The organism is Agrobacterium sp. ES01 (genome assembly GCF_050320885.1).
GTDB lineage: Bacteria > Pseudomonadota > Alphaproteobacteria > Rhizobiales > Rhizobiaceae > Allorhizobium.
In genome coordinates this window covers 876,918-896,690 of sequence record NZ_JBNQTH010000001.1, presented here as the reverse complement: position 1 = coordinate 896,690, position 19,773 = coordinate 876,918, and the positions used below count along the sequence as shown (strand labels likewise).

General features: G+C 62.0%; 19 protein-coding genes. 8 read left to right on the top strand and 11 right to left on the bottom strand.

The genetic code is table 11. The annotated features are described in order from the left end of the window. Positions 1-61: 61 nt before the first annotated feature. Both ACQQ2Q_RS04495 and ACQQ2Q_RS04490 read right to left on the bottom strand, forming a co-directional pair. The gene (locus ACQQ2Q_RS04495) at positions 62-832 is read right to left on the bottom strand and encodes an enoyl-CoA hydratase/isomerase family protein (protein ID WP_428185822.1); all 771 of its coding nucleotides are present in this window, start codon (positions 830-832) and stop codon (positions 62-64) included. Between the two features lie 50 nt (positions 833-882). Next, positions 883-1,503 (bottom strand): glutathione S-transferase family protein, encoded by a 621-nt coding sequence (locus tag ACQQ2Q_RS04490; protein WP_428185821.1) that lies wholly within the window; start codon positions 1,501-1,503, stop codon positions 883-885. A gap of 107 nt (positions 1,504-1,610) precedes the next feature. Here ACQQ2Q_RS04490 and ACQQ2Q_RS04485 point away from each other — a divergent pair, with 107 nt between their 5' ends. After that, complete coding sequence (locus tag ACQQ2Q_RS04485) at positions 1,611-2,483, top strand: LysR substrate-binding domain-containing protein (RefSeq protein WP_428185820.1); 873 nt, start codon at positions 1,611-1,613, stop codon at positions 2,481-2,483. 299 nt (positions 2,484-2,782) lie between these two features. On the opposite strand, the gene ACQQ2Q_RS04480 is transcribed toward ACQQ2Q_RS04485, so the two are convergent. Then, a complete protein-coding gene (locus ACQQ2Q_RS04480) occupies positions 2,783-3,784 on the bottom strand; it encodes a zinc-dependent alcohol dehydrogenase family protein (RefSeq protein ID WP_428185819.1) in 1,002 nt (333 codons plus the stop codon). 89 nt (positions 3,785-3,873) lie between these two features. On the opposite strand from ACQQ2Q_RS04480, the gene ACQQ2Q_RS04475 reads away from it, so the two are divergent. Next, positions 3,874-4,839, top strand: coding sequence for a LysR family transcriptional regulator (locus ACQQ2Q_RS04475; protein ID WP_428185818.1), 966 nt, complete (start codon positions 3,874-3,876; stop codon positions 4,837-4,839). 250 nt (positions 4,840-5,089) lie between these two features. On the opposite strand, the gene ACQQ2Q_RS04470 is transcribed toward ACQQ2Q_RS04475, so the two are convergent. Further along, positions 5,090-5,638, bottom strand: a complete 549-nt coding sequence (locus ACQQ2Q_RS04470) for a TetR/AcrR family transcriptional regulator (RefSeq protein WP_428185817.1) — start codon at positions 5,636-5,638, stop codon at positions 5,090-5,092. A 111-nt stretch (positions 5,639-5,749) separates the two neighbouring features. On the opposite strand from ACQQ2Q_RS04470, the gene ACQQ2Q_RS04465 reads away from it, so the two are divergent. The 5 genes from ACQQ2Q_RS04465 (at position 5,750) to ACQQ2Q_RS04445 (ending at position 10,568) form a co-directional block, all read left to right on the top strand. Beyond that, the gene (locus ACQQ2Q_RS04465) at positions 5,750-6,538 is read left to right on the top strand and encodes an SDR family NAD(P)-dependent oxidoreductase (RefSeq protein ID WP_428185816.1); all 789 of its coding nucleotides are present in this window, start codon (positions 5,750-5,752) and stop codon (positions 6,536-6,538) included. 55 nt (positions 6,539-6,593) lie between these two features. After that, on the top strand, positions 6,594-7,685 hold the full coding sequence (locus ACQQ2Q_RS04460) for an alkene reductase (RefSeq protein ID WP_428185815.1): 1,092 nt from the start codon (positions 6,594-6,596) through the stop codon (positions 7,683-7,685). Positions 7,686-7,793: 108 nt separating this feature from the next. Further along, positions 7,794-8,618: an oxidoreductase gene (locus ACQQ2Q_RS04455; RefSeq protein ID WP_428185814.1), complete on the top strand. Its 825-nt coding sequence runs from the start codon at positions 7,794-7,796 to the stop codon at positions 8,616-8,618. Positions 8,619-8,668: 50 nt separating this feature from the next. Next, positions 8,669-9,532 carry an alpha/beta fold hydrolase gene (locus ACQQ2Q_RS04450; RefSeq protein ID WP_428185813.1) on the top strand — a complete coding sequence of 288 codons (864 nt, stop codon included), beginning with the start codon at positions 8,669-8,671 and terminating at the stop codon, positions 9,530-9,532. A 31-nt stretch (positions 9,533-9,563) separates the two neighbouring features. Then, positions 9,564-10,568 (top strand): NADP-dependent oxidoreductase, encoded by a 1,005-nt coding sequence (locus tag ACQQ2Q_RS04445; RefSeq protein ID WP_428185812.1) that lies wholly within the window; start codon positions 9,564-9,566, stop codon positions 10,566-10,568. 249 nt (positions 10,569-10,817) lie between these two features. Here ACQQ2Q_RS04445 and ACQQ2Q_RS04440 read toward each other — a convergent pair whose 3' ends face one another. The 7 genes from ACQQ2Q_RS04440 to ACQQ2Q_RS04410 form a co-directional block, all read right to left on the bottom strand. Further along, positions 10,818-11,030: an SIP domain-containing protein gene (locus tag ACQQ2Q_RS04440; protein WP_428185811.1), complete on the bottom strand. Its 213-nt coding sequence runs from the start codon at positions 11,028-11,030 to the stop codon at positions 10,818-10,820. Between the two features lie 38 nt (positions 11,031-11,068). Next, entirely contained in the window at positions 11,069-11,251 is a 183-nt protein-coding gene (locus ACQQ2Q_RS04435) for a hypothetical protein (protein ID WP_428185810.1), read from the bottom strand. Continuing rightward, positions 11,248-13,257, bottom strand: a complete 2,010-nt coding sequence (gene fhuB / locus ACQQ2Q_RS04430; protein WP_428185809.1) for a Fe(3+)-hydroxamate ABC transporter permease FhuB — start codon at positions 13,255-13,257, stop codon at positions 11,248-11,250. Before fhuB ends, ACQQ2Q_RS04435 begins: the two co-directional genes overlap by 4 nt. Continuing rightward, complete coding sequence (locus ACQQ2Q_RS04425; RefSeq protein ID WP_428185808.1) at positions 13,254-14,168, bottom strand: ABC transporter substrate-binding protein; 915 nt, start codon at positions 14,166-14,168, stop codon at positions 13,254-13,256. Before ACQQ2Q_RS04425 ends, fhuB begins: the two co-directional genes overlap by 4 nt. Before the next feature lie 5 nt (positions 14,169-14,173). Then, positions 14,174-16,669 (bottom strand): TonB-dependent siderophore receptor, encoded by a 2,496-nt coding sequence (locus ACQQ2Q_RS04420; RefSeq protein WP_428185807.1) that lies wholly within the window; start codon positions 16,667-16,669, stop codon positions 14,174-14,176. Between the two features lie 111 nt (positions 16,670-16,780). Further along, the gene (locus ACQQ2Q_RS04415) at positions 16,781-17,743 is read right to left on the bottom strand and encodes a FecR family protein (RefSeq protein ID WP_428185806.1); all 963 of its coding nucleotides are present in this window, start codon (positions 17,741-17,743) and stop codon (positions 16,781-16,783) included. 93 nt (positions 17,744-17,836) lie between these two features. Then, positions 17,837-18,340, bottom strand: coding sequence for an RNA polymerase sigma factor (locus tag ACQQ2Q_RS04410; RefSeq protein WP_428185805.1), 504 nt, complete (start codon positions 18,338-18,340; stop codon positions 17,837-17,839). Positions 18,341-18,725: 385 nt separating this feature from the next. Between ACQQ2Q_RS04410 and ACQQ2Q_RS04405 the strand changes: the two genes are divergently transcribed. After that, entirely contained in the window at positions 18,726-19,592 is an 867-nt protein-coding gene (locus ACQQ2Q_RS04405; protein WP_428185804.1) for an alpha/beta hydrolase, read from the top strand. Positions 19,593-19,773 lie beyond the last annotated feature (181 nt).

The following is a 19,773-nucleotide window of genomic DNA, read 5'->3' as shown; positions in this document are numbered from 1 at the left end:
CTTCGAAAGGTGACTGCGCTTCAGGATGAAGTCTGAAACGCAGTGATTGGTGAGCGACAGGTCAGCCCTGGGCCGCCATCGAGCGGGCGACCTCGGCGGCGCTGATGCCTTCGAGTGCCAGGCCGTAGCCGGCACCTTCGTCGACGATGCGGCGCAGTTTTTGGGTGAGCGCGATGCGGGTGTAGCGGCTGGTGAGCGGCGGCAATGCTGCGATACCCTCGGCGATCTCGTGGGCGCGGGCGAGCAACGTGTCGGCCGGCACGATCTCGTTGACGACGCCCCAGTCCTTGGCGGTGGCTGCATCCAGCAGCTGACGGGTCAGGATAAAGTAGCGACCGCGGATCGAGCCGATCACTTCCGGCCAGAGCAGGTTGACGCCGTCGCCGGGCACGATGCCGAAATCGAAATGCGGCTTGTCCTGGAAGACGGTTTCCGGCGTGGCGAGGACGATGTCCGTCAGCAGCGCATATTCCGAATGCAGCAGGACAGGCCCGTTCAGCGCGCTGATCATCGGAACCTCGATATCGAGGATGTTCATCAGGACCTTCTTGCCCTCGCGCAGGATCTTGTCATAGCCGACGGGCGAGAAGAAATCGAAGCCTTCGGGGCTGATTGCATCCATGAAGGCGTCGCCGGAGCCGGTCAGGATAACGACGCGGTTCTCGGCATCGGAGCCGATCTGGTGGAAGAGGTCGACGAACTGCTCATGGGTATGGCCGTTGAAGACGAGCTTGCCACCGTCTGTGTGCAGCGCGACTTCCAGCACGCCGCTCGCAGAGCGGGTCAGGCGGGCGTTGGGGAAGCTGTTCTTGTAGGTATCGAAACGGGACATTGTTATTCTCCTTTGCGTGGGTGGTTGGTGGGTTCGGTTGTGGGAGGGGATCAGGCGGCCGGCACGAGGGCTTCGACGCGGGCGATAGCGCGCTGGACCGCGGGCCGTGCAGCCACCGTGTCGTACCAGCGGGAAAGGTTGGGCCGGTCGTCGAGCGTCACGCCTGGGAACTGTAGCCGCCAGAGCCAGCCGAAATGGGCGATGTCGGCAATGGTGAAGTCCTCGCCGGCCATGAAGGCCTGACCCGCAAGCTTGTCGTCGAGGAGACCGAGGATGCGTTCGGCTTCGCCCGAGAAACGCGCTTCGGCGATAGGCTGTGGCTCCGGCGACGAGCGCTTGAAGAAGCCGGCATTGCCGAAGGCTGGGCTCAAGGCGGAGGCGTGAAAGAAGAGCTGCTCGAAGACGCGGGCGCGGGCTTCGCCGTCACGTGGCAGAAGCTTGCCGGTCTTCTCAGCCAGGTAAACCAGGATGGCGGCGCTTTCCGTAAGGACCAGGGCTTCATCGACCAGCACCGGCACCTTGGCGTTCGCGTTGAGCGCCACGAAGGCCTCTGCCTTCTGCTCGCCCTTACGGACATTGACCGGCTTCAGCTCGTAGGACAGACCCAGTTCCTCAAGGGCAATCGGCACCTTGACGCTGTTGGGGGTGGCAAAGGCGTAAACCTCGATCATTGCTCGTCTCCATGAGATCGTGTTGGTTGAAGAGAGTTATGACCATTCCTGGATACTTGCGGCAGGCGGCTTGAAGCGATAATGCTTATTCCAAATAGGAATGAGCGATGGACAGGCTGCATGCGATGACCGCCTTCGTGCGGGTGGTGGAAACGGGATCCTTCTCTCAGGCCGCCCGGCAGATCGGCGTCGGCCAGCCGGCGATCTCGAAAACGGTCGCGCAACTGGAGGAGCGCCTGCAGGTCCGCCTTCTCATCCGCTCGACGCATGGCCTGACGCCCACGGATGCCGGGATGCGCTTCTATGAACGCGCGAAGAATGCCATTCAGGAAGCTGACGAGGCGGAACTGGAGGCGAAAGGCGCGGGCGCGGGCCTTTCGGGCCGGCTACGTGTCTGCGCGGCGACCACATTCGCGAGGCTGATGATCATTCCGCGCCTGCCGAAATTCCTTGAGGAGCACCCGGAACTGGAGGTGGACGTGGTACTCGACGACCGCGTGATCGATCTCGTGTCGGAAGGCATCGACGTGGCGTTGCGCATGGGCGAACTCGCCGATTCGTCTGCCGTCGCGCGACGACTTGCAGCCGGACGGCGCTCGGTGGTGGCGACGCCGGCCTATCTTGAAATGCACGGCACGCCGAACGTGCCTGCCGATCTGTCTCTCCATCAGGCCGTGGTTTATACCCAGCTCGGCAAGACATGGACCTTCAACAAGGATGGCACCGAAGCGTCTGTGGCCGTTTCCGGGCGGGTTCAGTTCACCGCCGCTGAAGGCATTCGCGCGGCGGTCAAGGCGAATATGGGGCTGGCCGTGACGTCGGACTGGATGTTCTGGCCCGAGCTGCAGCGAGGCGAAGTGCGTCGCGTGCTGGAAGATTGGGCGCTGCCCGATGTCGACCTCTGGGCGGTCTTTCCAACCGGACGGCTGGCAAGCGCAAAGGCGCGCGCATTCGCGGACTTCGTGCAGGCCGTCTTATGATGAGACGGCGGTGAGCGATGGCCCTTCTGATGCGAGGCATCGTGACGGTCCGATAGCAGCGGACGCTGCCATCCCCGTATTCTTCAATCGGTTTGGATTGCGCAACCTTTCCCCTTCAGTCGCGGAGACTTCAGCAAATGCCCGGTCGCAAGGCCGATGACCGGCGTCTTGTCGCCGCTCCGGCGGGGCGCCACCCACAATTTACTTGCGGGCAGCGCCTGCTCCAGGACGTGCCGGAGACCGGCAACATGGATATTCCAAAATCCGGCTGCGGCAGATTTTGCGATGCTTGGAGGCCGTTAGATGTCGATGATCAGCTTGCCCTTGGCGTCCCCTGCTTCCAGCTTGCGATGGGCGTCAGCAGCATCTTCGAGGGCGAAGCGCTGCGGATCGATCCGCGGCGTGAGCTTGCCCTCCTCGACGAGCAGGGCTATCTTTTCGAGTATTTCGCCCTGTTGCGGTCGTGCCGTGCCGAACATGATCGGAACGAGGACCAGAACCATGTGCAGGTTGGCACCCTTCAGATAGAGCGGCGCAAGGTTGTGGCTTGCAGCCCCGACCACGGTCACCACATCACCTGTCGGCTTGATCATCTGGAAGGCCGCGTCGAGCGATGCGCCACCGACCGTATCGAAGATCACGTCGAAGCCCTGGCCATCCGTGTGGTCCTCGACAATTTCCTGCGCTGTGGTGACGGCCAGATCGACGCAGGCGCCGGCACCGGCAAAGATCGCGGCTTCGGCACTCTCGGCGGACCGCGTGACGGCAACGACGTGTGCGCCGGCGGCATGGGCGAGTTGTACGGCCGGATAGCCGACGCCACCCGCGCCACCCGTGATCAACACCCGGCTGGCGGGCGTGATCCTCACCTTGTCAAACAGCGCCATCCAGGCAGTGGTTGCCGTGAGTGGCAGGGCAGCAGCGCTGCGGAAATCGACATTGCCGGGCTTGCGGGCAATGAGATCCGCGTCGACCACGGCATAATCTGCAAGCGCTCCGGGAAGATCGCCGTTCGGGCCGCGGAAGCCCCCGGCAAAGCCGTAAACGTCATCCTGCGCAGAAAAACGCGTAACGCCGGGACCGACAGCCTCGACCGTTCCGGCAAAATCGGTGCCGAGCACGGCGGGAAACAAGGCCGGCGTCATCGGCAGCTTTGCCTTTCGAACCTTGGTATCGATCGGATTGACGCTCGTCGCCCGGATCCGCACGAGAACCTCTCCGGGGCCGGGTGTCGGTTTCGGTAAATCGGTGAGACGAAGCACGTCCGCGCTTCCCTGTTCGGTCGCGATCACAGCTTTCATGGGTTTAGTCCTTTTTGTTGTAGATGGCGGCAGGGTATTCATCTACTCATAAATAACAATTCGATCAGAATTCAGGAGACTTGTTCCCCATGGTCAGCAATCGGCGTTTGCAGCACAAGGCCGCCGGGATGGAGGAATTCCTGCGCGTCGCGGAAGCGTTGAGCTTCAGCCGGGCGGCGGAATCGCTCGGTCAGGCATCCTCGGCCACGTCCAAATCGATCGCCCGCTTGGAGGACCGGCTGGGCGTGCGCCTGTTTCACCGCACCACGCGCAGCGTAAAACTGACGGAGGAGGGGAGCCTGCTTTATGCGCGGGCCAGCAGGTGGGCGGATGAACTGGACGACATGCAGAGCGCGCTTCTGAAAGACCCGGACGAACTCAGTGGCGTGATACGCCTCGAAATGCCGGTCTCGCTCGGGCGCGCGCTCATCCTGCCCTTGCTCGGTCGCTTTCTTGCGGATCATCCGAAGCTCAAGGTCGAGGTTCGCATGAATGACCATCATGTGAACCTTATCGCGGAAGGCGCCGATCTGGCTTTGCGCGTGGGCCATCTCTCAAACGAGGATCTGGTCGCAAAACCGCTCGGATTTCTGCGTCAGGGAACCTATGCATGTCCGGACTGCCTCATCCGCCATGGTCGTCCGCAGGTGCCGAACGACCTTCTTTCGCATCGGCTGATCGCCTACCTGCCGCCCTCTGGCCGGCACCGACCCATGGTCTATGCGGCTGCCGTCGGCGATATTGCAATCGACACCCGCGGGGCCGTCGCCACCTTCACCAATGGCGAGGCGCTGGTTGATGCTGCGATTGCTGGCATCGGTATCGCGCAAGCCCCGGAGATCTACGCGCGCCAGGCTGTGCGCTCAGGCGCTCTGGTCCAGGTCTTGAGCGGCCAGGACGCGCCCGGCACCCCGGTCCATCTCGTCCATCCTCCCCGCCGTCAACTCCCGCGGCGTGTCCGCGCCTTCAGGGATTATATCGGCGAGGCCCTCTTGAGCGAAAGCGCACTGGGTCGAGACAGGGCATCGGTCACGGGGCCATCCCCCCTGCGATAGCACCTGCAATGCCTACGGGGTGAGCATAGCGAGCGAAAGTGGATGCCATCTTTGTGCCCTGGCTTTGGGCATCAGGCAATACGAGCGGTCGAGCGGCAATAATTTTCGCTCGTGAGTGCAGAGCCGGAGGTGAAGTTGGCATTTGCCGGGGGCAGCTTCGCGCCCCCATTTTCTGCCGTCACGTGAAGTTCGAGCGTATCCTCAAAGCAGACGTAGATTAGGCACTCGAAATCCGCCCTTTCACTTGCTCCTACTCGACCTGAGCGTCAATCCAAGCGCGCGTCTGCTCAAGAACCTCATCAGACAATTCAGGGTCATCGACCGCTCTCGCGAGGATGACGGCTCCGACCATTGCTGCCCAGCTTCCGATCGCCGCACGGCGCTTGTCGGCTGCACCTTCATCCAGCAGCGCCTGCTCAATACGCGCAATCTGGGAGCGCAGACCTTCGGTCATGGCGGCTTTTGCGGCAGGCGTCTGGTGACGAATGGCGGCTGAGAGACCTGCCGTCGGGCATCCATTCCCGGCGTTATCCCGGTGTCGAGGCGCCAGGTAGGAGCGGACAAAACCGCTGAAATCGCCGTCTCCGACACTGTCTGCGGCAAGCGCATGCGCCAGCGTTTGGGCCACCAGATCGTCCTTTGAGCTGAAATGTCCATAGAATCCGCCATGGGTCATGCCGGCGGCTTTCATCACCTCCGCGACGCTGACCGCATCGAACCCCTTGTCTTTGAACAACCGGCTGGCGACGTCCAGTATCCGGCGACGGTTTTCCGCCATCTGTTCTCGGCTGACCTTCATCTCAAAAATTCTCCGCAACGCCCGTTGACATTTACATGATGACTATCATATTTAATTTCAATCATGATGACTATCATGAATATAGGGTCAGTTACAGAAAAGAGCAATCCGATGAGCCAAGTTTCCGCAGTCCTGATTACCGGCGCCTCTACGGGCATTGGTGCCACCTATGCCGAGCGGTTCGCGCGACGCGGACATGACCTCGTGCTGGTCGCACGAGACGTGGTTCGTTTGAACGCGCTTGCGAACCGTCTGCGCCAGGAAACCGGGGTAACGATCGATATCCTCCCGGCCGACCTCACCAAGGCTGAGGATCTTGCCAAGGTCGAGACCAGGCTGCGGGACGATGCGCGCATCGGCATCCTCGTCAACAATGCCGGAACGGCAATCGGCGGAACCTTCATCGAACAGAGCATCGATGACATGAGCAAGCTTATCGCCCTCAACGCAACCGCGCTCGTCCGGCTTGCCGGCGCCATTGCTCCCCGTCTCGCCAAGGCTGGCGAAGGCGCGATCATCAATATCGGTTCGGTCGTTGGTCTGGCGCCAGAATTCGGCATGACCGTCTACGGCGCGACGAAGGCCTTCGTGCAGTTCCTGTCGCAGGGGCTTGCCCACGAACTTGGCCCCAAGGGCGTCTACGTCCAGGCCGTGCTTCCTGCCACCACCCGCACCGAGATCTGGGATCATGTCGGCGCCGACGTCGACGCCATGAGCAATGTCATGGAAGTGGGCGATCTGGTGGATGCGGCCCTGGTCGGCTTCGACCGCCGCGAACCGGTCACCATCCCGCCGCTTCATGACGGCGGTCAGTGGGATGCGCTCGATGGCGCACGCAAATCCATGCTCGGCAATCTCGTCAATGCGCTTCCTGCCGAACGCTATCGTACGCAGGCCTGAGCTTTAGCCAGTCAGCGAGCCCACGCCCCAGAAAATGAAACCTCATAGGTACAACATGATCAAGACTACACTTTACGAACCCGCCACCCTTGGCGCCATCCCCGTTGCAAACCGCATCGTCATGGCGCCGCTGACACGCAATCGCGCTGGTGCGGGCCTGGTGCCGAGCGAGTTCGCCGCGGAATATTATGCCCAGCGCGCGAGCGCCGGACTTATCATTACCGAAGCAACCCAGGTCTCGAAGCAGGCCCAGGGATACCAGGACACGCCCGGGCTCTACACACCGGATCAGATCGCGGGCTGGCAAAAGGTCACAGACGCGGTTCATGCCAAGGGCGGACGGATCTTCGTTCAGCTATGGCATGTCGGTCGTGTCAGCCATGTCGATCTTCTTGGCGGTGACGCACCGGTCGCACCCTCAGCGATCCGCGCCGCGACCAAGACGTTCCTGAATAACGGTTTCGCTGACGTCTCCGAGCCGCGTGCGCTTGAGCTTGATGAGCTTCCGGGCATCGTAGACGACTTCCGCAAGGCTGCCGCCAATGCCATCAAGGCCGGTTTCGATGGTGTCGAGGTCCATGGCGCCAACGGCTATCTGCTGGAGCAGTTCGCCAAGGACGGCGCCAATGTCCGCACCGATGCCTATGGCGGATCCGTGGAAAACCGCGCCCGTCTGATGCTTGAAGTGACCGCTGCGGTGGCGCAGGAAATCGGGCCGGAGCGCACCGGGATCCGGATTTCGCCGGTCTCGCCCGCCAACGGCATTTCGGCCAGCGATCCCCAGGCGCAGTACGATTATATCGTCGATCAGCTCGATGCGCTCGGCATCGCCTATATCCATGTCGCCGAAGGCGCGACCGGCGGCCCGCGCGATGTTGCGCCGTTCGACTACGGATCACTGCGCCGTCGCTTCAGCAGAACCTACATCGCCAACAATGGCTACGATCTTCAACTTGCAACCGCGCATCTCGCCGAGGGCAAGGCGGATCTGATCGCCTTCGGACGCCTGTTCATCGCCAATCCGGATCTCGTGGAACGGCTGCAAAGCGGCGCGCCCTTGGCTGAGATCAATCCGGCGACGATCTATGGCGGCGGCGCTGCGGGTTACACGGATTATCCCCGTTTCGACCAAGCGTCCGGCGTTTGAGCCATCAGGGGCCATGCCTCGGTGCGGCCCCCATCATCAAGTGACCACGACCCCCTCACAATCAAAGGCATCGCGGCCAATGTCGCCTGCCAGATCGAGAACCAGACCATGACCAGCATCGCATCAAAAGGACAGAAGACTGCATTCGTCACCGGCGCCTCCAGCGGCATCGGCAAGGCTGCTGCACTCGCCCTCATCCGGGCGGGCTATCGCGTCATCGGCACCAGCCGCAAGGCGGCACCGGGAGAGGTCCGCAATGGTATCCGCATGATCGCCTGCGACGTGACTTCGGATACGTCTGTCGTCGAGGCGGTGGCGCTGGCACATGCGGAGCTCGGTCGCATCGACCTCCTGGTCAACAATGCCGGCTATGCCGTGTCCGGGGCAGCGGAGGAGAGCTCGGTCGAGCAGGTTCGCGCACTCTTCGACACCAACTTTCTGGGAGTGGTGCGGGTGACGAACGAAGTCCTGCCGATCATGCGCAGGCAAGCCTATGGGCGGATTTTGAACATTGGCTCCGTCGTTGGGCTGATTCCAGGGCCATTCGGCGCTTATTACACGGCGAGCAAGCACGCGATCGAAGGCTATTCGGAATCGCTGGACCATGAGGTGCGTGCGTTCGGTATCCGGGTGGCCGTGATCGAGCCATGGGCGACAAAGACGTCCATCGAGACCAACTCGCCGCAAGGCGACCGTCCGGTGGCAGCCTATCGCGAGACGTTCGCCAGGTACCAGGCAGCGTTCAACACGGCCATGGCGAACGGCGATACGGCAGACAATGTCGCCGAAACAATCCTTGCAGCAGCCCAGGCCCGGAAGCCACGGCTACGCTACCCATCAGGCAGCGCGGCACGGCAGACGTCCGTTGCCCGGCGCTTCCTCCCCCGCGGGTTGTTCGATCGCATTCTCCGCAAACAGTTCAACATCGCCTGACACCGGCTTCTCCCAACCATGCGCCCGTGCGCGGGCAAGGCAGTCCCATCTTGACATACACATCTCCCGCGGCCGCAACCAAACAACGCTACCGTGATGCCGCCAACCGCTTCGTGACTGTGGCCAATACCCGGTTTGCCTATCGGGAACTTGGTTCGCCTGGCGGCGTCCCGCTGGTTTTGCTCAATCATTGGGGTGCGGTTCTCGACAACTTCGACCCGCGGATCGTCGATGGACTAGCAACCTCTCACCACATAATTGCGCTGGATTACAAAGGGATCGGCCTTTCCGGTGGAACTGCCCCGGTGACGATCGATGAAATGGCCCGCGACATGATGGCCGTCATCCGCAAGCTGGGCTTTGAGACGATTGATCTGATGGGCTTTTCCCTTGGTGGCTTCGTGGCGCAGGATATTGCTCTCAAAGCCCCTGCTCTGGTGCGCAAACTGATCCTCACCGGTACCGGCCCTGCCGGCGGTGAAGGTATCGCGAAGGTCGGGGCGGTCTCCTGGCCGTTGATCCTCAAGGGCATGCTGACATTGCGCGATCCGAAGACCTATCTGTCTTTCACCTCCTCTGCCAATGGCCGGCACGCGGCGAAGGGCTTTCTGGCAAGCCTGAAGGAACGCAGGAGGGATCGCGACAAAGGCCCGACGCCGCGTGCCTTCCTGCGCCAGCTTGCGGCGATCAAGGCCTGGGGCGGTCAGGCGCCGCAGGATTTAGAAGGCATTCGTATCCCTGTTCTGGTAGCCAATGGTGATCACGATATCATGGTGCCGACATCCAACAGCCACGACATGGCCCGCCGTATCCCGGATGCGGAGCTGGTGATATACAAGGATGCAGGCCATGGCGGCATCTTCCAATATCATGACGAATTCGTGCCGAAGGCCCTGGCTTTCCTGGCTGCCTGATCTGATAGCCGTTTCACACTGGAGAACACCCGTGAAAGCTTTCGTTGTCGACAAATACAAGAAAGAGGGCCCGCTACGTCTGGCCGACATGCCCGATCCTCAGATCGGTGCCAATGATGTGCTGGTTCGGATCCACGCCACCGCCATCAACCTTCTCGATTCCAAGGTCCGTGACGGGGAATTCAAGCTGTTCCTGCCCTATCGCCCGCCCTTCATTCTGGGTCACGATCTGGCCGGAACGGTCCTGCGTGTCGGCGCCAATGTCCGACAGTTCAAGGCTGGCGACGAGGTCTATGGCCGCCCGCGCGATCTTAGGGCCGGTACCTTTGCGGAGATGATTGCGGTCGATGCCGCAGACCTCGCCTTGAAGCCGACCACCCTTTCCATGGAGCAGGCCGCGTCGATCCCGCTGGTCGGACTGACCGCATGGCAGGCACTCGTCGAGGTGGGCAAGGTCAAGCCCGGGCAGAAGGTGTTCATCCAGGCCGGGTCCGGCGGCGTCGGCACCTTTGCCATCCAGCTTGCCAAACATCTCGGTGCTACCGTGGCGACTACCACCAGCACTGCGAATGCCGAACTCGTCAAAAGCCTCGGTGCTGATGTGGTGATCGACTACCGGAACCAGGACTTCGAGCAGGTGCTGTCCGGATACGATCTGGTGCTGAACAGCCAGGATGCCAAGACGCTGGCAAAGTCGGTGAACGTCCTGAAACCCGGCGGAAAGTTGATCTCGATCTCCGGCCCTCCGGACGTTCCATTTGCCAAGTCGCTGAAGCTGAACCTGTTCTTCCGATTCATAATACGTATGCTCAGCCGCAGCATCCTGAAGAAGGCAAAGAGCCGCGACATCGACTATTCCTTCCTCTTCATGCGCGCAGAAGGTCAGCAACTGGGCGAGGTCGCCAAGTTGATCGACTCGGGTGTGATCCGTCCGGTCGTCGACAAGGTCTTTCCCTTTGCGCAGACGCCTGAGGCCTTGGCCTACGTCGAAACCGGGCGCGCCAAGGGCAAGGTGGTCGTAGCCGTTTCGCAATGACCCTGTCGCCGACACGAGGGGCGGTTCGTTCGGAGCATAATGTCCGCTTCCATCGATCTTGGGACAGAATCGGACTGTCTTCTCACGGCCCCGTTTCGGAAATGATTTCCGCTATGCGCCTCCATCTCGGCCTTCAGCGCTAGCACCGCGCCATATTCGCCGACGAACCTGACGGAGCAATCGTCGGCTTGATCCGAATGCGTGGGCACCGCATGGCGAACCGCGTTCTGCAATTCGGCCGCTCTGGCATCAATCCGGCGCAAGCGCATCCGGGGGAGCTGCGGAAAAGAGAGAGCGCACGTCATGGGCGGTGATATCGATCAGGATTTCGCCTTCGGTGTCCGGTGGCAATTGTTCCGCCACGCGGGCGATTGCCGGCCGCTGTGTTCCATCTCCTGCGAGCAACATGGTCGGGGCCAGCCGGGGCGCGAAGCCGTAGGGGCCGGCGACGTCATGGACCACACCCCGATTGCCAGCGATCGTGCGGCGGGATCAATCCTTCAGATAATGTAATAGCGTATGGCAATGTTTCCCGCCGAGGAGACCACCGGTCGGCCGTTTCGACGGATTTCCGGAGGCTCGAGATCGGTGCTTTTAAAATGCCGGCGCAGCGGGGCGTGAGCGATCCGTCGGCTGTCGCGGACGCGCAGCAGGCGCAAGCGGTTGTCCATGTCTGCTGTCACCGCGACTTCCTGCTCATCAGCAGGAGCAGGACCGGCGCGCCGATGACGGTGGTCAGCAATCCCGCGGGGATGTTGTAGGGGAAGATCACCACCCGGCCGATCAGGTCGGCGATCATAAGCACGAGACCGCCGAACAGGGCGGCGCCAGGCATCTCGTATTGCGGTCCCGCGAGACCCGCGCGGCGGGCAAAATGAGGCCCCATGACACCAACGAAGCTGAGCGGACCGATGGAAATGGTCGCCGCCGCGCTCAGGAGCGCGACAAGGCCGAGCAGGCTCAGCGATACGATCCGGCCCGAAAGGCCGAGCGAGCGCACGACGGTGCCGCCAAGCGGCAGGATCGTCAACCAGCGCCGCAGGAACGGAAGCGCGGCGAGGCCCAGGAGCGCAACCCCAAGTGTCGACAGCGCCTCCTTAAGGTCGGTCTGGTAGGTCGATCCCGACAGCCACGCCAGCAATTGCCCAAGTCGCGGGTCCTGGAAGGTTCTCAGAACGGCGACGACGAGGCCCGTGATCGAACTCAAGGCGATCCCCGCGAGCAGGAGGCGCTGGCCGGACAAGGCGTTTCGCCTGGTCATAAGCAGGAGAAACAACATGACCGTCGCGCAACCGGCGCCGCCGCCGAGCATCTGGGTGCCGCGCCCGGCGCCGGAAACCAGGAACATCACCGCGACCGTGCCGAGTATGCCGCCCGAGGAAACGCCCAGCACCTCCGGCGCCGCAAGCGGATTGCCGGTCTGTCGTTGCAGGATCGTCCCGGCGATCGCCAGCGCCATGCCGCCGGCAAAGGCAGAGAGTGTCCGCGGCAGGCGGAAATCACGGATCTCGTCCCAGTATCCGAAGAGAGGTCCCTCCACTCCTCCCGCGATGGAGAGGCTGAGCGCGAAGGTGATGACAACCAGAATTCCGAGGATGGCGAGCGCCAGCCCAGGCCTCGACACCCGCCTGACGCGCTCGCCGTTGGCTATTGCCGGTGGCTCGGCCGCTTTCAGGCGCGGGAGCAGGGCGATCAGCACCGGCGCGCCGAGTAAGGCCGTCATGGCGCCCGTCGGAAAGGCCCTGTAGGTGGTTGGCAATAGCAGGATCAACTGGTCGGTCAGCAGCAGCAGCAGGGCACCGGCGGCGAGCGACCAGGCGAGTTGCGCGCTCAGCCGGCGTATGCCCGCCAGCCTCACGATCGCCGGCGCCGCGAGCCCGACGAAGGAGATGACGCCGACCGACGAGACGATGACCGCCGTTATGGCGACGGCGACCGCCATCGCTGCGAGGCGAAACCAGACGACGGAAAGCCCGAGTCCACGGGCGGCCTCGTCGGTGAGACCGAGTAGGGTCATCGGGCGCATGAGAAGAAGGCCGACCGCGACCAGAGGGATGATGCGCACGGTAATGAACCACGTCGCGGCCCAGCCGTTCTGATCGAGATAGCCGGCGCCCCACAGGAAAAGGCCGATCAGAAGGTCGTGATGAAACAGGGACAGCACGGCACCGGCCATGCCGCAATAGAGGCTGATGATAAGGCCGACCAGCGTCACGGTGACCGGCGACAAGGCGCGAGACGCGGAGAGCCCTAGCACCGTCGCGAAGGCAACACCCGCGCCGACGAGCGCCACCCATTCCCGGCCGAACAGCATGGCCCACGGGGCGAACAATGTCGCAACTGTAAGCGCAAGCTGCGCGCCGGCGGCGACGCCGAGCGTCGTCGGTTCGGCCAGCGGATTGCGCAGGACATGTTGCAGGATCGTTCCGGAAAAGGCGAGCCCCGCTCCCGCCAGAATCGCCATCGCGGCACGCGGGAGAAAGCCGTAGAGCGCGATCATTTCGGCGGTGGCCGCTGGGTCAGGCTGGCGCCACAGGCGCATCCACTGGTCGGCCGGGACCAGCCGTGCCAGATTGTGATGCAGGAGCAAAAGGGCGGCAAGCGTGAGCGCCGCGAGAATGAGCCAGCGGCCGAGGCGCTCGGCTGCGCTGGCGGGCTGGTGGATGGGGCGTGCGACTGTCACGGTCATGTCTTTTTTTGCAGGCCGATGGAGAGCTGCTCCGCGAACCGCAACGCGGCCGGCGCGCCGCCGTAGAATAATGACTGGTCGATGGGAGCCACGCGCGCCGCGGCGACCGCCGGCAGGCTCGACAGCACCGGCAGGCGCATCGCGAGCGCCGCCTTGACCAGCGCCAAGTCGCCGATTGTCACGAGTCGGGCGTCCGAATCGGTGAGCGTATCGAGTGTTACCGTCAGATGACCGAAGGCCGAGCCGGCGCCACGCCAGGCGTTGTCGAGGCCGAGACGGTCGAGAACCGATTGGTAAAGAGAATTGTTGGCAAAGATCAGACAGCGGCCTGGGTCGAGCAGCGTCGCGAGATAAAGCGGTCGCCCGTCATAGTCCTTGAGCCGTAGTCTCGACCGCGCCATTCCGGCGTCGAGATCCGCCTCAAATTTCCGTGCCCGATCGGACACGCCAAGTTCGGAGGCAAGCATCATCAGCGTCGTGAGGCCGTGGGTGAGCTGATCGATCCCCTTGCCACGCGCCAGCGGCTGAAAGCGCAATACCGGCGCGATGTGGGCGACGCGTGGCTCGAGCGCGACCAGTTCCTCGTTCATCACTACAATGTCTGGCTTCAGTCGGTTCAGCAGTTCGAGGCTGGGCTCCGCCCTCAGGCCAATCTCGACGACGCTTTCCGGCAGTGGCGGATCGACGACGAAGGTGGCGTAGCGCATTTTCTCCGGCGCGACGATCGGCGTGATGCCGAGATGCAGCAGGTTGAGCGCCGAGGCCCAGTCGAGCGCGGCCACGCGCGGGCCGAGCACCGCTTGAGCGGCGCCCGGACTGACCGCGAGCGCGCAAAGTCCGAGGAGCAGGGCCCGGCGGCCGCTTCGCGCGGGACCGCCGGAGGTGGATGCTGATGTGGTCGGCACGGTCACCACGCCTACCAGCGATAGTTGAGGGTTGCCTTGATGGTACGGCGTTTGCCGTCCAGCACCGAGTTCGAATAGAAGCCCGGCGTGTAATAGCGCTCGTCCGTGAGGTTGGTGCCGCTGAGCGCTAACATCAGGCCGTCGAGATCCGGTGATTTGCGGCCGAAATCGTAGGTCACCGCGGCGTCGATCAAGGTGTAGCCAGGTATCCTCGTCTGTGTGCCGGTGGAGCTGTCCATGGCGGTGTAGGAGCCGCCGACATAGCGAATGCCGCTACCGATCGAGAGCCCCTCGACCATCGGGTCCTCAAAGGCGTAGTTCAGCCACAGGGACGCGGTGTGATAGGGAACCGCCTTCACATGCGTGCCGACCTCGCTGATGCCCGAGCTGTCGGGATTGTCCTTGGTGACCTCCGCGTTGGTATAGGCATAGCTGGCGACGAAGCTCCAGCCATCGGCGATTTCGCCCTTCGCCTCCAGCTCAAGCCCTCGCGAGCGGATCTCGCCCTGCTGCACCGAGTAGCCCGAATGGTTCGGGTCGGTGGTGGTGACATTCTGCTGAGTCAGATCGAAAAGCGCGACCGAGAAGAAGCCGTTCCAGCCGAGAGGCTGGTATTTCAGGCCGACTTCATGCTGCGTACCGGTGGTCGGCTCGAAGGTGTTACCGTTGTAGTCCGTTCCGCTCGCCGGCTCGAACGATGTGGAATAGCTGGCATAGGGCACGAAGCCGTTTTCGAAGGTATAAGCGAGGCCAATACGGCCGGTAAATGCGTTCGCCTCCTCAGTGGACTTCGTATCGGTATAGCCATAAGCGGCGTAAACCGTCTTCGAATAGTAGTCATAGGTGGTCATGTCGACCCAGTCGTAGCGGCCGTTCAGGGTCAGAATCCAGTTATCCCATTTGATCTGGTCCTGCGCGTATAGCCCGAACTGACTCACCAGTTCCTTGCTGGCCGACCAGGGCAGGCCGTAGGTGTAATCGAAATCGTAGTTCGGATCGAGAATGTCGATGTGATTGTAGTTGGTGGAATTGGTCCGGGTTTCGCGGATATTCGAATAACCGTAGCTGGCGCCGAGCAGCAGGTCGTGGACGAGCGGGCCTGTTTCCACGGCGCCGGCGAGATTGAGGTCGAACAAGACGCTGTCAGAGGTGCGCGGCCGCTGCTGCAGGCCGACATTCACGTAATGGTCGTCAACGACGGCGACCGGCCAATCCCAGATCCAGGAGGAGGCGAAGTCCAGCTCCGAATGGGTATATCGGAGATTGTTGTTGAGCTTCCAGCCATTGTCGAATTCATGCTCGAAATTGTATCCGATCGAGGTGGTCTTGCTGTTCCAGTCGGAAATGCCGGGCGCACCCATATAGAAGGCGCTCGGAATGGTGAAACCACTTCCGAAGGTCGCGTTGTCGAGCGGAATGCTCTGTTCCGATCCGCTTCGGGTCTGCTCCTGGTATTGGCCGAGGATCGTCAGGCTGGTGGCGTCGTCCGCCTTCCAGGTCAGTGCCGGTGCGATGTAGAGTGCATCGTTGGGTGAGTAGTCGACCTGAGTGTCGGCATCGCGCTTCAGAGCCGTGAAGCGATAAAGCACGGCACCGTCTTCTGTGCCTGGGCCGCCGAAATCGACCGCAATCTGCTTCTCGTCGAAGGAACCGTATTCGACCTGCACCTCGCCGAAACGTTCTTCTGTCGGGCGCTTGGTGGTCATGTCGATCAGTCCGCCCGGCAGGGCGTCGCCGTAGAGCGCACTCGCCGGTCCCTTGAGCACGCTGATCGATTCCAGCCCATAGGGCTCAATCGTCATGTCGTAGGGGTTGAAGCCGTTGCGAAGCCCGTCGCGGTAATAGGTGCGCTGCGACTGGGAAAAGAAGCCGCGCATGTAGACGAGCGGCAGCCCCTGATTGGAGGTGTAGTCGACCATGCGGATGCCGGGCGTGTAGGCCACGGCGTCATTGAGATCGTTGACCTTGCGTTCGTCGAGTTCTTTGCGCGTCACGACGCTGACGGCCTGGGGAATCTCGACAAGCGGAATATCGGTCTTGGTGCCAGCGGCGCTCGCCTGTGCGGCGATGCCCGCCGGTCCCTGTCCCTCGACATTGATCGTCGACAACAGGGTCGAGCCGTCGGCCGTGACCGGCCCCGCGTCGGCGGATGGCTGGGAAATCGTCACGGTGGTCGCATTGGGGAAGGAATAGACAAGACCGGAACCCTGAAGGATGGCGGCCAGCGCCTCCTGCGCGGACGCCGAGCCGGAGAAACCGGGCGAGGATTTGCCCGAGGCAAATGAGGCGAGATAGGTGACCTGAAACCCCGTCTGACGACCGAACGTGGAGAGCGCGCGGGAAAGGGGGCCGACCGGAATGTCGAGTTGCACCCGGGCGGCGCTCTGGGCCCAAGACGATGCAGCCGGTGCAAGCGCCACGGTCGCGAGCGCCGTTGTCAGCAGCAGTCCGGCAGTCCACTTGCGGTGACGCCCATTCGCCGTCCAGTTCTTCAAAACGTATGCCATGCCCCTACTCCAATGCCTGTTCACACGACGTCTCGGTACTCCCCGATCGACGTCCCCATAGGCTTTACAAACGGGCGGCGGAAATTTTCACTTTTTGACTCAAGTTTTTTTTCAGAGCGGAGAAACGACGGTCAAGAGCGATGACATTCGCCGGACCCGGGCGCCGGTTGGGTGAACGACCGCCTCCAGCGCGGCGAATGGTTCGCCAAGGTCGAAGACGCCGCTAACCTTCTGTCCGGCGATGAAGGGGTCCGCGAGCACGACGCGGCCGGGTACCCAGCGTGAAATGCGGGCGACCAGGGCGGCAACGGTTTCGCGTTCGGCTATCAGCAGCCGATCGCGCCAGGCCGCGATCTGGTCGGTGTCGCGCGTACCCCGGTCGAGGCCGCCTGCGCCTGGGTCGAAGACAAGCCATTGCCCGGCTTCGAGCGTCTCCTGGCGTCCTGCCACGCGGCCGAAACCGTTGACCGCGACGCTGCCGTGCGCCACTGAGACGGATATGATCCCTGCATCGTTGCTAACATCGAAGGCGGTTCCGAGCGCAGTGGCAAGGCAATCCCCCGTACTGACACTGAAGGGGCGCTCGCGATCCGGCGCGACCTCGAAAAATCCCATGCCGGCAAGCAGGTCGATGCGTCGCCCCCGCTCGCTGAAATGAAGGCGGATGGCGCTGTCGGGGCCAAGGATGGCCATGCTGCCGTCCGGCAGAGCGATGTTGCGCGTTTGTCCAGTCCCGCTGGCGTAATCGGCACGTGCCGCGACGATGAGCGATGGCACCACACCGTAACCGAGGCAGGTGCCGCCACCGATTGCCAGCGCGCCGATGGCCAGGTTGCGGCGTGTCAGGCCCAGGCTCTGTCTACGTTCGATGCGACGCTTTTCCTCCAAAAGCCGCCCGGATGCGCCATGCACGGCGGCGACCCGCGACCATGCCACTTCGTGGCGCGGATCGCGTGAACGCCATGTCTGGATCATCTCCACCGTCACGGGATTGTCCGGGTCGTTTTGCAGGCGGATGACAAGGTCGATCGCCTCGTCGAGAAGACGATCTTGTTCTGATGCCGGTTCACTCATCTCGCATTCCTTCCCGCGCACCTGCTGCATGGCATCGGCCCATTAACCAATACAATCGAACCGGCCGGATTTTCCCCTCGGGCGAAGAAATTTTCAGAGCGGATCCACCCGGGTGATCAGGTGCCGATAGGCCTCGCGTATCAGGCTCCATGCGCGGGTGGTGGATATGCCGAGTTCATCGGCCACCTCGGCGATGGTCCGCTCGCCCAGTCGGTGCATTTCGAAGGCGAGGCGCGTGCGTTCCGGCAGCTCGGCGAGCGCGGTGTGGGTCATGACGAGGCATTGCCGCGCATAGGCCACGCGCTCGGCCGAAGGAGATGGATCGGCAATCGTCTCCGCGATGTCATGGTCGAGGGCCACCAGCGGAACGAGACGTTCCCGCTTGAGGTGGTTGATGCCGAGATTGCGGGATACAACGTAGAGATAGCCCTCGGGATTGTGGCGCAGCGAGCCATTGGCCGGCGGGCTGGCAATGACGCGCACGAAGGTATCCTGGGTAAGGTCGGCCGCCGTGTCTTCGTTCACGCCGCGACGACGAAGCGAGCGGGCGATGCCCCTCGCATGCTTTCGAAACAGGTCCTGTATGTCCCAGGTCAATTTGCATTGCTCCCGCCCCGCCACGGTCGCGGGGCCATGCCGATGGCCGGCCGGCATGAGGATCCGACGGGCAGGTCATCCAATAACAATACTCTTTTACTCATGTTTTAGATCGAATGACAATCGGCAACTGGACCTGTCGCAAAATTTTCCGATGGCCGCAGATCCCCCATGGCTGGCCTCACTTTCACCCAGCACCGAGCCAATCTCTCGGGACGCATTGGCGGGCACCGTGTTTCGGTGCGATAGTGAGATCGCGCAAATGCAAAAGCTCATATCAAATCCCAATCAGATCTGAAGGTTGCCAGCCCCTTGACGTACTTGAGGGGTAAAGCCTGATCTTCTAGAATCGGGAGCTACTCTGTTATTTCCAAAGGATGCACAATTGGACAACGGGTTTGAGATAGATGTGATCCCAGATGATTGCTCTATCGACATGCGACCGAACGATACCTCCGATCCGTTTCGCATTTTCATCTCGATACCGAAGAAGAGCCCGCCTCCCAGGGGCTGGCCTTTCCTGGTGCTGACGGATGGCAATGCAACATTTCCGTTCGCGCAAGCTTGCCTCGTCACGCAAGCGCCCCATACGAATGAAACCAATATTGACTGGGGTGTAATCGTTGCGATCGGCTATCCGGTCGATGACCCCTATGATCCGTTTCGTCGCTCATGGGACCTCAGTCCGCCGCCGGGCAAGACCTATCCGCCGTTCTACCCTGGCGCAGAGCCGGTCAGGACAGGAGGGGCAGACATGCTGCTTGATTTTATCGCAGAAAAGCTACTGCCCAAAATCGCCGAAATGACAAGAATTGACCCTGAGCGCGGCACCTTGTTCGGCCATTCCTTTGGCGGTCTCTTCACACTTTTTGCGCTCTTCAGGCAACCGGATCTCTTCAAGAATTGGGTGTCAGCGAGTCCATCCATCTACTGGGAAGAGGAAGAAATTCTGGAAGTCGAGCGGAGCCGCAGACCCGCTCGCGCCAGCAAGCCGTTCCTTCATCTGTCCGCTGGAGAGTACGAAGCCGTCACCCTGGCTCCTTTCGAACGCCTTGGGACAGACGCCGCCGAGCGCCTCAAGGCAAGGCAGATCGAAAAGACCGTCGTTCTGGCTCAAGACATGGCAAAGAGGCTCAATGGAGCAGCCGATGGCTTGGAAGCCCGCTTTGAACTTTTCGCCGACGAAACGCATATGTCTGTGCTTGCTCCGGCCATCAATCGCTCCATTAAAATCGCCTTTTCAAAGGGGTAGCCAACTCTGACGTTGCCGTCTTCACCGACGTCTCGTGCAGAACTGCTCACATATGCACAGCCATATTCGGATAGCTTCAATAACTTGACTCTTTTCATCCTGTTTCAGTAAGAAGCCTGACAGCAGGCTGACAAAGTGGCTGCAAACAGGCGTAAAATGATCAGGTCGGGGATGAAGACTA